Annotated in this window: 17 protein-coding genes; 8 read left to right on the top strand and 9 right to left on the bottom strand. The window is 68.9% G+C overall.

Annotated features, from left to right (window positions below):
* Positions 1–70: 70 nt before the first annotated feature.
* Positions 71–952 (top strand): dimethylarginine dimethylaminohydrolase family protein, encoded by an 882-nt coding sequence (locus VIL76_RS11635; RefSeq protein WP_332045199.1) that lies wholly within the window; start codon positions 71–73, stop codon positions 950–952.
* A 4-nt stretch (positions 953–956) separates the two neighbouring features.
* Entirely contained in the window at positions 957–2,177 is a 1,221-nt protein-coding gene (gene rocD / locus VIL76_RS11640) for an ornithine--oxo-acid transaminase (protein ID WP_332045200.1), read from the top strand.
* On the opposite strand, the gene VIL76_RS11645 is transcribed toward rocD, so the two are convergent.
* The 4 genes from VIL76_RS11645 to mnmH all read right to left on the bottom strand — a co-directional run bounded on the left by VIL76_RS11645 (position 2,178) and on the right by mnmH (position 5,709).
* Positions 2,178–4,307 (bottom strand): PQQ-dependent dehydrogenase, methanol/ethanol family, encoded by a 2,130-nt coding sequence (locus VIL76_RS11645; RefSeq protein WP_332045201.1) that lies wholly within the window; start codon positions 4,305–4,307, stop codon positions 2,178–2,180.
* Between the two features lie 77 nt (positions 4,308–4,384).
* A complete protein-coding gene (locus VIL76_RS11650) occupies positions 4,385–4,492 on the bottom strand; it encodes a hypothetical protein (RefSeq protein ID WP_332045202.1) in 108 nt (35 codons plus the stop codon).
* Between the two features lie 10 nt (positions 4,493–4,502).
* A complete protein-coding gene (locus VIL76_RS11655) occupies positions 4,503–4,625 on the bottom strand; it encodes a hypothetical protein (protein WP_332045203.1) in 123 nt (40 codons plus the stop codon).
* Between the two features lie 10 nt (positions 4,626–4,635).
* A complete protein-coding gene (gene mnmH / locus VIL76_RS11660) occupies positions 4,636–5,709 on the bottom strand; it encodes a tRNA 2-selenouridine(34) synthase MnmH (RefSeq protein ID WP_332045204.1) in 1,074 nt (357 codons plus the stop codon).
* A 16-nt stretch (positions 5,710–5,725) separates the two neighbouring features.
* Here mnmH and selD point away from each other — a divergent pair, with 16 nt between their 5' ends.
* Entirely contained in the window at positions 5,726–6,793 is a 1,068-nt protein-coding gene (gene selD, locus VIL76_RS11665) for a selenide, water dikinase SelD (RefSeq protein ID WP_414695443.1), read from the top strand.
* Here the strand turns inward: selD and VIL76_RS11670 are convergent.
* Positions 6,790–7,443 (bottom strand): hypothetical protein, encoded by a 654-nt coding sequence (locus tag VIL76_RS11670; protein WP_332045206.1) that lies wholly within the window; start codon positions 7,441–7,443, stop codon positions 6,790–6,792. The two genes, selD and VIL76_RS11670, sit on opposite strands and share 4 nt — an antisense overlap.
* Positions 7,444–7,604: 161 nt before the next feature.
* Here VIL76_RS11670 and VIL76_RS11675 point away from each other — a divergent pair, with 161 nt between their 5' ends.
* The 3 genes from VIL76_RS11675 to VIL76_RS11685 all read left to right on the top strand — a co-directional run bounded on the left by VIL76_RS11675 (position 7,605) and on the right by VIL76_RS11685 (position 10,399).
* Positions 7,605–8,252 (top strand): hypothetical protein, encoded by a 648-nt coding sequence (locus tag VIL76_RS11675; protein ID WP_332045207.1) that lies wholly within the window; start codon positions 7,605–7,607, stop codon positions 8,250–8,252.
* A gap of 104 nt (positions 8,253–8,356) precedes the next feature.
* On the top strand, positions 8,357–9,859 hold the full coding sequence (locus VIL76_RS11680) for a sigma-54 dependent transcriptional regulator (protein ID WP_332045208.1): 1,503 nt from the start codon (positions 8,357–8,359) through the stop codon (positions 9,857–9,859).
* Positions 9,860–9,952: 93 nt separating this feature from the next.
* Positions 9,953–10,399: a hypothetical protein gene (locus VIL76_RS11685; protein ID WP_332045209.1), complete on the top strand. Its 447-nt coding sequence runs from the start codon at positions 9,953–9,955 to the stop codon at positions 10,397–10,399.
* A gap of 701 nt (positions 10,400–11,100) precedes the next feature.
* Here VIL76_RS11685 and VIL76_RS11690 read toward each other — a convergent pair.
* Together VIL76_RS11690 and VIL76_RS11695 are read right to left on the bottom strand one after the other, a co-directional pair.
* Positions 11,101–11,406: a hypothetical protein gene (locus tag VIL76_RS11690; RefSeq protein ID WP_332045210.1), complete on the bottom strand. Its 306-nt coding sequence runs from the start codon at positions 11,404–11,406 to the stop codon at positions 11,101–11,103.
* Positions 11,403–11,672 (bottom strand): DUF2312 domain-containing protein, encoded by a 270-nt coding sequence (locus VIL76_RS11695; RefSeq protein WP_332045211.1) that lies wholly within the window; start codon positions 11,670–11,672, stop codon positions 11,403–11,405. The genes VIL76_RS11690 and VIL76_RS11695 overlap by 4 nt, the downstream gene beginning before the upstream one ends.
* A 132-nt stretch (positions 11,673–11,804) precedes the next feature.
* On the opposite strand from VIL76_RS11695, the gene folE reads away from it, so the two are divergent.
* Entirely contained in the window at positions 11,805–12,398 is a 594-nt protein-coding gene (gene folE, locus VIL76_RS11700) for a GTP cyclohydrolase I FolE (protein ID WP_332045212.1), read from the top strand.
* Positions 12,399–12,506: 108 nt separating this feature from the next.
* Positions 12,507–13,676, top strand: coding sequence for a GGDEF domain-containing protein (locus VIL76_RS11705; protein WP_332045213.1), 1,170 nt, complete (start codon positions 12,507–12,509; stop codon positions 13,674–13,676).
* Here the strand turns inward: VIL76_RS11705 and VIL76_RS11710 are convergent.
* Both VIL76_RS11710 and ykgO read right to left on the bottom strand, forming a co-directional pair.
* Positions 13,673–14,290 carry an HAD family phosphatase gene (locus VIL76_RS11710; protein WP_332045214.1) on the bottom strand — a complete coding sequence of 206 codons (618 nt, stop codon included), beginning with the start codon at positions 14,288–14,290 and terminating at the stop codon, positions 13,673–13,675. The two genes, VIL76_RS11705 and VIL76_RS11710, sit on opposite strands and share 4 nt — an antisense overlap.
* Before the next feature lie 14 nt (positions 14,291–14,304).
* Positions 14,305–14,430, bottom strand: a complete 126-nt coding sequence (gene ykgO, locus VIL76_RS11715; RefSeq protein ID WP_111513452.1) for a type B 50S ribosomal protein L36 — start codon at positions 14,428–14,430, stop codon at positions 14,305–14,307.
* Positions 14,431–14,442 lie beyond the last annotated feature (12 nt).

Raw genomic sequence — 14,442 nt, forward strand, 5'->3', positions numbered from 1 at the left:
CATCATTTCCCGCAGATAGTAGCAGCTTTACTGCTATTCGCTAGCGGAGCCGCGGGAGAGACTCATCTCCATGAGCGCCCGCCCCTTCTTCCTCATGACCGACCCCGACCACTTCGAGGTCTGCTACCAGATCAACCCGTGGATGCAGCCCCGCGCCTGGAAGCAGGACCCCAAGGCCTGCCTCGCCGAAGCCCGCTCCGCCTCCGCCGATCTAAAGCAAGCCCTCAAGGACTGTGGAGCCCAAGTGGAGACTATAGGCGCGGTCCGCGACCTCCCCGACCTCGTCTTCCCCGCCAACGCCGCCATCGTCCTCGACGGCCGCGTCCTGCTCGCCCGCTTCCGCTGCCCCGAGCGCCAGGGCGAGGAGGCGATCTTCCGCTCCGTCTTCAGCCGCCTGAAGAAGCGCGGCATCGTCCAGGACATCATCGACCTGCCCGAAGGCCTCTTCCAGGAAGGCGCCGGCGACTGCATCTGGGACCTCGGCCGCCAGCTCTTCTGGGCCGGCTACGGCCCCCGCTCCAGCCGCGGCGCGCTGGCCATCATCCAGGGTGTCTTCGGCCAGGAGGTCGTGCCCCTGCAGCTGGCCACCGACCGCTACTACCACCTGGACACCTGCTTCTGCCCGCTGTCAGGCGGCGAGGTGCTCTACTACCCGCCCGCCTTCACCGAAGCGGGCCTGGCCGCAATCCACGCCCGCGTGGCCCCGCACCACCGCGTCGAGGCCACCGACGAGGAGGCCCAGGCCTTCTGCGTCAACGCCGTGAACCTCGGCCACAAGGTCGTCATGGCCCGCGCGCCTGCCAGTTTGAAGGCCAAGCTGCGGGCCCACGGCTACGACCTCGTCGAGATCGACCTCTCCCCCTTCATGCTCTCCGGAGGCGCGGCCTACTGCATGACCCTGCGCCTCGACCGCACCAGCGTCCCTTCCGCCGCAACCCTCGCCGCCGAGTAGCCCCATGAACGACATCGCCCTTCGCCGCAGCCGCACCCAGGAGCTGATCGAGCTCGAGGCGCTCTACGGCGCGAAGAACTACAAGCCCCTCGACGTGGTCCTGACCCGCGGCGAAGGCGTCTACGTCTGGGACGTGGAAGGCCGGCGCTACCTTGACTGCCTGTCCGCCTATTCCGCCGTGAACCAGGGTCACTGCCACCCGAAGATCCTCGAGGCCATGACCGAGCAGGCGAAGCGCCTGACGCTCACGTCGCGGGCGTTCCGCAACGACCAGCTCGGCCACTTCTACGAAGAGCTCTGCGCGCTCACCAACTCCACCAAGGTCCTGCCGATGAACTCGGGCGCGGAGGCGGTGGAGAGCGCCATCAAGGTGGCGCGGAAGTGGGGCTACGAGGTCAAGGGCGTGCCCGAGGATCAGGCGGAGATCATCGTGGCAGCCGACAACTTCCATGGCCGCACCGTCGCCATCGTGGGCTTCTCCACCGACCCGGGTTCGCGCGGCGGCTTCGGCCCCTTCGCGCCGGGCTTCAAGGTGGTCCCCTACGGCGATGCCGACGCCCTCGAGCAGGTGATCGGACCCAACACCGTCGCCTTCCTTGTCGAGCCCATCCAGGGCGAGGCCGGGGTGATCATCCCGCCGGCCGGGTACCTGAAGCGGGCGCGCGAGCTCTGCACGAAGCACAAGGTCATCCTGATCCTCGACGAGATCCAGACCGGCCTCGGCCGCACCGGCAAGCTGCTGGCCGAGGAGCACGAAGGCGTCGAGGCCGACCTGACCCTGATCGGCAAGGCGCTCTCCGGCGGCTTCTATCCAGTCTCAGCGGTCCTCTCGAACTCCGAGGTCATGGGCGTGCTGCATCCCGGCGAGCACGGCTCCACCTTCGGCGGCAATCCGCTGGCCTGCGCCGTGGCCCGCGCCGCCGTGCGGGTCCTGGTCGAGGAAGGCATGATCGACAACGCCGCCCGCATCGGCGACCGCCTCAAGGCCTCGCTCGCCGGCATCAAGGCGCCTTCGGTGAAGGACGTCCGCGGCCGGGGCCTGATGCTGGCCGTCGAGCTGCACCCCGAAGCCGGCGGCGCCCGCCCGGTATGCGAGGCCCTGCAGTCGCGCGGCCTCCTCGCCAAGGAGACCCACGACCACACCATCCGCATCGCCCCGCCCCTGATCCTCACCGAGGCCCAGGCCGACTGGATCGCCGAGCAGTTCGCGGCGGTGCTGCCCTAGCTACTTCGCCGCCGGCGCCGCCCTTGCGCCGGTCGGCGCTTCCGGGGCCGCGGCCGGCGCCTTGGCGACCGAGATCACGAAGGCTCGCACGTCCTCGGCGTCCTGCGGCGTCATGAACCGCGCGAAGCTGGCCATGCCGCGAGGCGCGAGCGCGCCCTCGATCACCACCGAGCGCCAGTCCTCCGGCGTCGTCAGCATCGGCGAGGCCTTCAGGTTGGGCAGCCACGAGCCCTCCGCGTTCGGCCCGTGGCAGACCTGGCAGTTCTGGTGGAAGAGCGCGAAGCCGCGCTGCACGTCCCCCGTGGAATTGACGTTGGTCAGGTCCGCCGCCGGACGCACCGGGACCTTGAACTCCGGCGCGGTCGCCTTGCCGCCCAGCTTGAACACCAGCAGCCGGCCCGGCAGCCTGGGCCGGTTCGGCATGAAGCCTGGCGCCGAGATCTGACCGCCGCCGCCGACACCGACCATCACCGCCACGTACTGCTCGTTGTTCAGCTGGTAGGTCATCGGCGCGGCGATCACCCCGTTGCCGGCCTTGTAGGTCCACAGTTTCGCACCCTTCGCGGCGTCGTAGGCGGCCAGTTCGCCCTGGGCGTTGCCCTGGAACACCAGGCCGCCCGCGGTGGAGAGCACGCCGGCGTTCCAGAAGTAGGGGTGGTCGACCGTCCAGACCGCCTTCTGCTGCACCGGGTCCCAGGCCACCAGCTGGCCCTTGATCATCGAGGCCACAGCCTTCTGCGTCGCCGCGTCCGTCGGGAGCGCGTTGGCCAGGAAGTCGACGCCGACGTTCCACGCGCCGGGCTTGTACGAGAACCCGCGGTCGTCCGTGTAGGCGAAGGGGGTGACGTTGGTCGGGATATAGACCAGGCCCGTCTTGGCGTTGAACGCCATCGGCTGCCAGTTGTGGGCCCCAAGCGGACCCGGAACCGCGAGCGCGGGCCCCGCCCCGTAGCGGGCGTTGGGCGTTTCCACCGGCCGGCCCGTGGCGGGATCGACCGACGTCGCCCAGCTGATGTTGGTGTAGGGCTTGGCGCTGATCAGCTTCCCGGTGGCGCGGTCGAGCACGTAGAAGAAGCCGTTCTTCGGCGCCTGCATCACCACCTTGCGGGTCTGGCCTGCGATGTTCAGGTCGGCCAGCATGATGTGCTGGGTGGCCGTGTAGTCCCAGCTCTCCGCCGGGGTGGTCTGGTAGTGCCAGACGTACTCGCCGGTGTCGGGCTTCACGGCCACGATCGACGAAAGGAACAGGTTGTCGCCCACCCCGCCGGAGCGGCGCTGGTGGTTCCACGGCGTGCCGTTGCCGACCCCGAAGAAAAGCAGGTCGAGGGTGGGATCGTAGGCCATGGAATCCCAGACCGTCCCGCCGCCGCCGGTCTTCTTCCACTCGCCGTCGCCCCAGGTGGACGCGCCGCGCTCGCGCATGACCTTGTCGGAGGCCGCGTTGTCAGCCGCGCCGGTGGGATTGGGCGTGGTGAAGAAGCGCCAGAGCAGCTTGCCGGTCCCGGCGTCGTAGGCCGACAGGTAGCCGCGCACGCCGTATTCGGCGCCGCCGTTGCCGATCAGCACCTTGTCCTTGACGACCCTGGGCGCACCGGTGATCGTGTAGGGGCGCGACTTGTCCGTGGTCTGGGTCTGCCAAAGGACCTTGCCGTCCTTGGCGTCGAGCCCGATCAGCCGCCCGTCGATGGTGCCGACGAAGACGCGGCCCTTCCAGACGGCGACGCCGCGGTTGACCACATCGCAGCAGGCGTCGAACCCCTTCGCGCCGGCGACCTGCGGGTCATAGGACCACTTCAGCTTGCCGGTCGCCGCGTCGAAGGCGAACACCTTGGACCAGGCGGTGGTGGTATAGAGCACGCCGTCGACCATCAGCGGCGTCGCCTCCTGGCCGCGGTCGGTGTCGAACTGGGCGTACCAGGCGAGCCCCAGCTGGCCCACGTTGGCCGTGGTGACCTGCTCCAGCGGCGAGTAGCGCTGCTCGGAGTAGCCCTTGCCATAGGAGAGCCACTCGGCGTTCTGGTCGGCCGCGGCCAGCCGCTCGGCGTCCACCGCGCCGGGCCCGGACGGCTTGCCGCACGAGCCGATCCCCGCCGCCAGCGCGAGCGCCAGCGCAAGCTTCATGACCTTCATCGTCCGCCCTCCCCGGCCGTTCAGCTCGGCCTTGGGCGTCAGTTAGGCGCGGGACGGCGCCCGCCGCAAGCGCCCGGCTATTTCTTGCGCTCGACGTGTAGGACCGAGACGGACTCGGCCGGCTTGGCCTTCTCCTGCTTCGGCTTGCGGGTTTCCTTGTTCGAACGTTTCTGACCCTTGGCCATGGCGGTCTCCCTAGCGGGTGCTGCGGCGGTCGTTCAGCAGGGGCGCGCGGGGCGTCGGCGACGACGGGCGCGAGGACCGCGGATCGGAGAGGTCGCGGCGGTTCGGGGTGATCGTGCCCTTGTGTGTCTTCATGACCGCGTCCCTAGCACGGCCCGGCGGTCACCCCGGCATCAATCTTCCGCGCGATCTGGTCGGCGGCCCGGGCCAAGGCGGCGGGGGCAAGGTCCGGCAGCTGGACACGTTCGAGACGGGGCCGCTCTTCCTTCGTCGCAGCGCGTGCATAGGCGGGGTCGTAGTGCAGCTCGATGAGCGCCTCGGCCAGGGTCTCGTACTCGCCGGCGTCGGCCAGGCGGCGCCAGTTCTCCAGGCGCTTCCGGGCCGGATAGACCGGCAGGCGCCTGAAGGCTTCTTCCAGGGCGGCGCGGTCCTCGACGATCTCGCGGTAGGTCTGCACGAGATAGCGGGCGCGGGCCTCACGGGGGGCGGAGACCTCGATCCGCGGGGCCTGGGCCATGGCTTGCCAGAGCGCCGGCGGCACCATGCGGTCGCCGATCTTGCTGGACTCGGCCTCGACCACCACCGACCGCGTGGGATCGAGTCCATCGAGCGCGGCCAGCAGCCGGCTCTCGAACATCTTCTGGCTGGGCTGGGCGCGGCCGAGGCCGCCGAACAGAGAGCCGCGGTGGCCGGCGAGGCCTTCCAGGTCGAGGGTCTGGACGCCTTTCTGCGAGAGCAGCTCCAGCAGCTCGGTCTTGCCGCAGCCTGTGCCGCCGTCGAGCAGGACCACCTGTCCCGCGAACCCTCCCTCGTACAGCCGGTGCTGCACGTGGCGCCTGTAGGTGCGGTAGCCCCCGGCGAGCACGCCGGTGCGCCAGCCCACCTGGGACAGGATCGTCGCCATGGCGTTGGAGCGCTGTCCGCCGCGCCAGCAGTAGACCAGCGGCCGGAAGGAGCCGGGCTTGTCCGCCAGCGCCGTCTCCAGGTGCCGCGCCACGTTGCGGGCGATCAGCGCCGCCCCGATGCGCCGGGCCCGGAAGCGCGACTCCTGGACGTAGATGGTCCCCACCTGGGCGCGCTCGGCGTCCTCGAGCACCGGCAGGTTCACCGCGCCCGGGACATGGTCCTCGGCAAACTCGGAGGGGCTGCGGACGTCGATGATCATATCGAACGGCGCCAGGCTCGCCGCGTCCGCCCGCTCGATGATCTCGATCCCCATGCCCTATAGTGACCCCATGAGCCTCGCCGACCCAAGCCCCACTCCTGCGCCCGTCCGCCTGACCTCGCTGGCCCACGGCGGCGGCTGCGGCTGCAAGCTGGCGCCTTCGGTCCTGCAGGACATCCTGAAGTCGATGCCGGCCGCGGCGGCCTTCCCGAACCTGCTGGTGGGCACCGAGACCTCGGACGACGCGGCGGTCTGGCGGCTGAATGACCAGCAGGCGCTGGTGGCCACCACCGACTTCTTCATGCCAGTCGTCGACGATCCCTACGACTTCGGCCGGATCGCGGCGACCAACGCCTTGTCGGACGTCTACGCCATGGGCGGCGCGCCCATCCTGGCGCTGGCCATCGTCGGGATGCCAGTGGGGCAGCTATCCACAGAGACCATCGGCAGAATCCTCGAGGGCGGAGCCTCAGTCTGCGCGGCGGCCGGGGTGCCGGTGGCCGGCGGCCATTCCATAGACAGTGTCGAGCCGATCTACGGGCTGGTGGCGCTGGGCCTCGTCCACCCGGACCGGGTGCTGACCAACCGCACGGCGCGCGCCGGCGACGTGCTGATCCTCACCAAGGCGCTGGGCGTGGGCGTGCTCTCCGCGGCGTTCAAGCAGGAGCGGCTGTCGAGCGAGGGCTATGCGGCGCTGATCGCCTCGACGACCCAGCTGAACGCCGTGGGCGCCGAGCTGGCGCAGACGCCGGGCGTGCACGCGGTCACCGACGTGACCGGCTTCGGCCTGCTGGGCCATGCGCTGGAGATGTGCCGCGGCGCGCGGCTGTCGGCGGCGATCACCGAAAAGCCGCCGCTCCTGCCCGGTGTCGAGACGCTGGCGCGCGCGGGGGTGCGGACCGGGGCGTCAGGACGCAACTGGGCCAGCTATGGCGACGCGGTGCGTCTGCGCGAGGGGCTGGAAGACTGGAGGCGCGACCTGCTCACCGACCCTCAGACCAGCGGCGGCCTGCTGATCGCCTGTGCTCCGGAGACGGCCGACTCGGTTCTGGACCTCGTCCGCCGCCGCGGGTTCGACCACGCGGCGGCGGTGGGGCGCCTTCTGGAAGGCGCCCCCGAGGTGCGGGTCACCGCTTAGCGGCGGTAGTTGTTGTAGCCGTAGGTCCGGTCGCGGTCGTTCCGCTCGAAGCGGATCATCTGCGCCAGCGTATCGAAGCGGCGGTCGAGGTCGGCCATCTCCGCGGGCGTGAAGCCGTTGCGGCGATAGCGGGCTTCGACGCGCATCAGGCCGTTGAAGTCGGCCCGCAGGCGGGCGGCCTCCGAGGCCGTGAGCTGGCCGTTGCGCAGGCCCTGGTTGATGCGGCGCTCGAGCTGCGCCCGACGACGGTCGAGCGACACCCATTGGCCACGTTCGTCGCGCCAGTTGGCGCCGCCGTACCAGCGGCCCCAGTCGTCGTTGCGGGCGTAGTCGCGGCGGTCGTCGTCGCGCCGTGACACCCGGATCTGGGCGGAAAGGGCGTCATAGCGCTGGTCGAGGTCTGAGCGCTCCCAGTTGGACAGGCCATTCGCCATGTAGCGGTCTTCCAGTCGCAGCAGCGCATCGAACTCGGTGCGCAGCCGCACGGCTTCGCGGCGCGTCAGCTGCCCGCTCTGCACGCCGGTCTCGATCCGTTGTTCCAGCCGTTGGTGGCGCTGTTCCATCGGCATCCAGCCCTGGGCGGCGGCGGCGCCGGCCGTCAAGGCGAAGGCAGAACCGGCCAGCAGGGCCGTTCGCATGAAGTTACGCATATCAGGGTTTCTCCTCAGTCGGTCACCGGTGTCAGAGCCCCCTTGGCCGCCTCTCCAACTCGGGAAGCGCGGTTTTTGTTCGCTTTTGATAGGCCTTCGCCATGAACCCTTACGGCTTGTGGGGGATTTATCCCTCCGGCTTAGACCGGAGATGACCCTGGATGCGCCGTCCCACCGCCAAGCTCGCCGCGAGCCTCCTCGCCGCAGGCGCGGTGGCCTGCCCGCTGAGCGCCTGGGCCGGACCGGTCCGCGTCGGCGAGCCGTCCGGCCTGGGCCTCTGGGGCCCGGAGGTGCCCGACGTCCTCAAGCAGGCGAAGGCCGATCCCTATGCCGCGCCGGTCGGCGACGTCTGCGCCGCGGCGACGGCCGAGCTCGCGGCGTTGAACGAGACCTTGGGGCCTGACGCCAACGAGCCCCCGCCGAAGACCAACCAGGCCGCTAAGCTGGTCACCCGCGCCATCCGCGGCGCCATCCCGCACAAGGACATCATCCGCTTCGTCACCGGCGCCGGCCGCAAGGAGAGCGCCCTGCAGCAGGCGGTGATGGCCGGCTGGGCCCGCCGGGGCTTCCTGCGCGGCCTGACCCGCAACTGCGTCGATGGCGAGGAGACTGCGCCGGTCACCACGACGGCCGCCGGCCCGGCTGTGGTCGAGGCCGCACCGCTTGCGCAGGCCGCCGAGGCCGCCGCCATCCCGGCGGCCGACACAGCCCCTGCGGCGCCGGAGCCGTCGGTCGAAGCCACGAGCGGGGCCGGCGCCGTCCAGACGGTGGAAACGCCGGAGCCGGCCGCCGTCGCCGTTAACCCCTGACTCAGGTCTCCGAAACCCGGCCTTTACCCCGCCCCTGTACCAATTCGGGCCAATAAGAGCCTCGTCCAACGAGACGAGCGTCCGATGCAGGTGGGTGTTTTCAAATGGCCAAGACGGTCCTTGTCGTCGATGACGATCCTACGCAACGTCGCCTGATCCAGGCTGTCCTGGAGCGTGAAGGCTTCGACGTGGCGCATGCCGAGAGCGGCGACGACGCGATCAAGCGTCTTGGCTCCGGCGCGCCGGCCGACGTGGTGCTCCTCGACCTGGTGATGCCCGGCATCTCCGGCCAGGAGACGCTCGCCGAGATGCGCGCCCGCGGCTTCAACCAGCCCGTCATCGTGGTCACCGCCACCGGCGGCGTCGAGACCATCGTCCAGGCCATGCAGGCCGGCGCCATGGACTTCTTCGTCAAGCCCGCCGCGCCCGAACGGATCATCGTCTCGATCCGCAATGCGCTCTCCATGGGCGCGCTCAAGGGCGAGGTCGACCGACTGAAGAAACACCAGTCGGGTCGGACCACCTTCGACGACCTGATCGGCTCCTCGCCGGCCATGACCATGGTCAAGCGCATGGGCGAGCGGGCGGCCAAGTCCTCGATCCCGATCCTGATCACCGGCGAAAGCGGCGTCGGCAAGGAGGTCATCGCCCGCGCCGTGCACGGCTCCTCGGAGCGCGCCGGCAAGCCGTTCGTGGCCGTGAACTGCGGCGCCATCCCCGAGAACCTCGTGGAGTCGATCCTGTTCGGCCACGAGAAGGGCAGCTTCACCGGCGCCTCCGACAAGCACCTGGGCAAGTTCCAGGAGGCCAACGGCGGCACCCTGTTCCTCGACGAGGTCGGCGAGCTGCCGCTCGACATCCAGGTAAAGCTGCTGCGCGCGCTGCAGGAGAGCGAGATCGACCCCATCGGCTCGAAGCGCTCCATCAAGGTGGACGTGCGCATCGTCTCGGCCACCAACCGCGACCTCAGCCAGGCGGTGGCCGAGGGCCGCTTCCGCGAGGACCTGTTCTACCGCCTGAACGTCTTCCCCGTGGAGGCGCCGGCCCTGCGCGAGCGCAAAGAGGACGTCGCGGCCCTCGTCGACCACTTCATTCGCCGGTTCAACGTGGAGGAAGGCAAGTCCGTGGTGGGCGCGAGCCCGGAGACGATGGCGTTCCTGACCGCCTTCGACTGGCCCGGCAACGTCCGCCAACTGGAGAACGCAGTCTACCGCGCCATCGTGCTCGCCGACGCCCCCTACCTGCAGCCGCACGACTTCCCGGCCATCTCGGGCGTGGCCGCTCCTCCCCCGGAGGCGCAGGCCGCGCCGGCCGCGCCGCTGGCCATGCCTGCGTCCCTGCCGACCGCCGAGCAGCTCATGGCCGAGATGCCGAAGGATGCCCCCGTGCGCATCCTCGACGCGCGCGGCCATCTGCGCACGCTTGAGGAGATCGAACGCGACCTCATCCAACTCGCCATCGGCATCTACGCCGGACACATGAGCGAGGTCGCCCGTAGGCTCGGCATCGGCCGCTCCACGCTCTACAGGAAGGTGAAGGAGCAGGGGCTGGAAGAGGTGGTGAACGCTGCCGGTGCTCAGCCGAACGCTGTCGCATCAAGCCAGTAGGATTGGCAGCGACCTCAACGCGCCGTTACAGCCGCATTGTCGGCCCTGAACAAAATGAGTACGAAGCGCCTGTTACCTTGTAGGTAAACGGCGATGACCCCCAGCGACGATCGGAATGCGGCGCGCGATCCCGGCTTCTTCGATGGAGGCTATCTGATTGAGATCGACACGTGGGACGGCACCCTTCACGTGGGTTTGAGTTCTGACGCGATCCCCCTCGAGTACCGGTTTCAGGGTGGCTTGATGTATGTTCGAAGCCTTAACGTGCAAGGTCGAATAGTTGCTCCGGCGCCCCTTCGAGATCGAGGGATACGCATTCGGCTGCAACCCTTCGCGCCGGACCTGGAGTTCAGCTTGGATGACAATGTCGGCCAGCTCTACCTGCCACGCCCGGACGAACGTGACTTCAGCCTCACTCTTTTGCTGCCTCAATCAGCTCTGGAATTCGGGGACGACGCCACAGGTGCGGACGTAAGAAATTTTTCGTTCTCCCGCGACGTCGGCAAAAACATCATGCCGTGGGTCGCGGGAGAACTCTGATCGCGCGCTGGGTAGGCTGCTGGCCGCAGATCCGGGTGTCTGAAGCCCGTTGCTGTTCGCAGTGAGGCTGTCGTCCCCAGGCTTCGGCGGGGTCTCGGTCGGCCTGCGTCCCCTCGATGGACGCTATTGTCCCGTCGAAAAGGGGAATGTCCTCCGACGGGTGGCAGCGTCTTCGGAGTGTAGCCATGGCAGCTACGGCAGCCGCGGAACGACCAGTAGTCCCAAAAGCCGGGCGAAGGGGAGGCGGCGGCCGGCTGATACATATTTAGCGATGCCGGTGAGGGGCCGTCGACGCGAGCCTGGCTCCTGCCTGTCGGACTCGCCGACCGCTCGTCGGGCTCTTCGTGAGGTAGTTGGTCGAAAAATTTCGCATGTCGCTTCGCAGCGCTCGTTTCGCGCGCCGCTTCCAACTCTGCTGGGCTTCGTTCGTACCAGCGGCGCAAGGCCTCGCCATGCAGGCGTGCGGGATCGATCTGGCCATAGGCCATGCAAGCTCTCCTTCAGGGGCTGACCCGCGCTGCACAGAAGCGGGCTTGCGCAGCGGCGCGGCCGCTGCGGCGGTGGGACTGGGGAGTTGCGTGGCTCTTTGCTGCTGCGGCCTTGTTCGCCTCAGGGCGAGTGGCGGCGCAGGGATCGACGCTCGAACAGCATATAGCCGTCGAGCTTCACTATTAAGAACAAAACATGAACAAAGAAGCTCGTCAGCCCTTCGGCTTCCGCCGCATCGGCTTCCGCTTCAGCTCTCTTTTCTCGCCCTTGGCCTTGGCGGCGATCTCCTTGAGCTTCACCGCCTGCAGGGCCGACAGCGCCTGGCCGGGGGCGCCCTTCTCCGGGTCGCCGAAGGCGCGGCCGTAGGTCTTCACCCGCTCGCTCACGGAGCCGAGGAACTCGCCCTCCCAGTCGGAGAGCTTCACGCCCGCGCGCTCGGCCATGCGGCGGGCGCGCTTCAGCGCGTTCAGCGCGGCCCGCTTGGCCTGCGCCTTAGGGTCGGGTTGGGACCGCTTCAAATCTCTCCGATCGCCGAGAGGTAGAGGTCGAGGATCGCCTCTTCCTCCATGCGCTTGGCGCGGTCCTGCTTGCGGATGCGGATCACCTTGCGCAGCACCTTGACGTCGAAGCCGTTGCCCTTGGCCTCGGCAAAGACCTCCTTGATCTGCTCGGCGATCTCGGACTTCTCCTGCTCGAGGCGCTCGACGCGCTCGATGATGCTCTTGATCTGGCCCTGGGCCGTGGCGTTCAGGACGTCGGGATGGGCGGAGGCGTCGTCGGCCATGGAAAAAGGCTCTCGCAGGTCGTAGGGAACGGGAAGCGGCGGACCCTACTGATCGGGGCCCCACCTGTCATCCAGAGCATGAACCTTGGCTGGATGCCAGCCGTTGAGACGCATCGACGCGGAGGGCCCTTGATGGCGGATTCAGCGAAGACCAGGCCGACCCGGGAGGACGCGGAAGCCGCCGTCCGCACGCTCATCGAGTGGGCCGGCGACGACCCCGACCGCGAGGGCCTGCTCGAGACGCCGAAGCGGGTCGCCAAGGCCTACAAGGAGCTGTTCGGCGGCTACGAGGTGGATCCGCGCGAGTACCTGGAGCGCACCTTCGAGGAGGTGGGCGGCTACGACGAGCTGGTGATCCTGAAGGACATCCGGGTGGTCAGCTTCTGCGAGCACCACATGCTGCCGTTCCTGGGCAAGGCGCACGTGGGCTACCTGCCGCGCAACCGGGTGGTCGGCATCTCCAAGCTGGCGCGGGTGGTGAACGGCTTCGCACGCCGGCTGCAGATCCAGGAGAAGCTCACCGCCGAGATCGCCGGCGCCATCCAGGACATCCTCGACCCCAAGGGGGTCGGCGTGGTGCTGGTCTCCGAGCACAGCTGCATGACCATGCGCGGCGTCAACACCCCCGGCTCGCGCCTGACCACCAGCCACCTGCTGGGCGAAGTCCGCGACGACCCGCGGACGCGCCAGGAGTTCTTCGAGCTGGTCCGCGGCGGCCCCTACTGAAGAACGGCGTAACTGAGGATTTGGTAACCTTAAATCTTCAGCCGCCCTACACGCGCCCCTGCGATCCTTTGGGCTGCGGGCTGTGGGCCCGGAGACGTAGGGCGGCGGATGAACGGGGCCGAGGGGGTTCTTGCGATCAACGTGGCTGTCGCGGGCATGTTCGCGGCCGGCTACGCCTTGCTCGCGATCACCAACCCGGGTCAGCGCCGCGCGCTGGGCTTCAGCCTCTGCTACGTGCTGGGCATGTTGTCGCCGGCGGCCGAGTTCCTGGTCGCCACCTCCGGCCAGCCGGCGGTGTTCGAATGGGTCAGTTACGGCGCCTTCCTTGCCGCAACCCTCTCCATCTCCTTCGCCTTCGGCGCCTACCATGGCGAGAAGGCCCGCTTCGACGTGCTGTTGACCCTGATCTGGATGGGCCTGTCGCTGCGGGCCTTCACCTGGACCCTGCCGCGAGACAGCCTAGCCTATGGCTTTTCCTACCAGATCCCGTTCTGCGTGGCAGCGCTGCTGGCCGTGGCCGCGGTCTATCGGGCGGGGCCCCGGCGGCCCCTGAACCTGGCGCTCATGGCTGTCTTCGCGACGCTGGCGCTGAACTTCCTGACCAAGCCCTTCCTGCTGGTGGCGCTGGGCTCGGGCGCGAGCCTGGGCGCCTACATCACCACTCGCTACGCCCTGGTCTCCCAGGCGAGCACCGGCATCCTGATGCTGGCGGCGGGCCTGATCCTGCTGCTGATCGTGGCGCAGAAGACGATCGGCGACCTTCGCCAGAGTGCGGAGACCGATCCCCTGTCGCAGCTCCTCAATCGCCGGGGTTTCGACCGGCTTGCCCACCTGGCGCTTCGTCGCGCCGAGAGCTCGCGCCTCCCGCTGGCTGCCGTCGTCTTCGACCTCGACCATTTCAAGCGGGTCAACGACACCCTCGGCCACTCAGTCGGTGACGCGGTGATCGAACGTTTCGCGCAGCGCCTGCGCCAGGTTGCGCCGCCGGACGCCGTGATCGGCCGGGCCGGCGGCGAGGAATTCGTGGTCCTGCTGCCCGCCACCGATCTGGCCGGCGCGCGCCTGCTGGCAGAGGGCGTGCGCAGCGCCTGCGCCCAGCCCGGCGAGAACGGGCTGCCGCGGGTCACCGTCAGCGGCGGGATCGCGGAACTGAGCGCCGGAGAGCCGCTGCAGAGCCTCATGCGACGCGCCGACGAAGCCGCCTATGACGCCAAGCGCGCCGGCCGCAACCTCATCGGGCCGCTGCCGCCCCCCGAGCAGGCCCTCGCTGCCGGCTAGAGCAGCCCCCGGGCCTCGAGCGCCGGTCGGATCGTCGCCGGATCAGTGACGTGGTGGACGTCCCAACCCTCGGCGCGGGCGGCCTCGATGTTCTTCAGGCCGTCGTCGAAGAAGAGCAGGTCGGCGGGCGCATAGCCGAACCGCTCGCAGGCGAGGCGGAAGATCGCCGGATCCGGCTTCATCAGCTTCACCTCGCCCGACGCCACCACGTCCCGCAGGTGCGCGAAGGCCGGGCTGATCGCCTTTGTCGAGGCCAGCGTCTCGTGGGAGATGTTGGAAAGGCCGAACTGCGGCACGCCGCGCACAGCCAGCTCGTGCATGGCCGCCTCGGTCTCGGCGATCGCCCCGGTGAACATCTCGCCCCAGCGCTGCTCCCAGGCCAGGATCTGGGCCTCGTACTGTGGGAATGCCTTCAGGAGCGGGGCGCGGTTCTCGGCGAAAGGCACGCCGGCGTCATGCGCGGCATGCCATTCCAGCGTGCAGACGTCCGACAGGAAGCGGTCGCGCTCGGCCGGGTCGGAGAAGATCTTCGAATAGAGCGTGCGCGGGTCCCAGCGCACGATGACGTTGCCGAAATCCCAAACGACCGCCTTCGGGCCAACCGCCTTCGGCATGGCCGAAGCGGCGCTTAGCCCTGCTTGGCTTTGAAGCGCGGGTCGGTCTTGTTGATGATGTAGACCCGGCCCTTGCGGCGCACGAGCTTGCAGTCGCGGTGACGCGTCTTGAGCGACTTGAGCGAGCTTCTGACCTTCATGACCTAATCTCT

The sequence above is a fragment of the Phenylobacterium sp. genome, from assembly GCF_036563285.1.
In the GTDB taxonomy this organism is placed as follows: domain Bacteria; phylum Pseudomonadota; class Alphaproteobacteria; order Caulobacterales; family Caulobacteraceae; genus Phenylobacterium.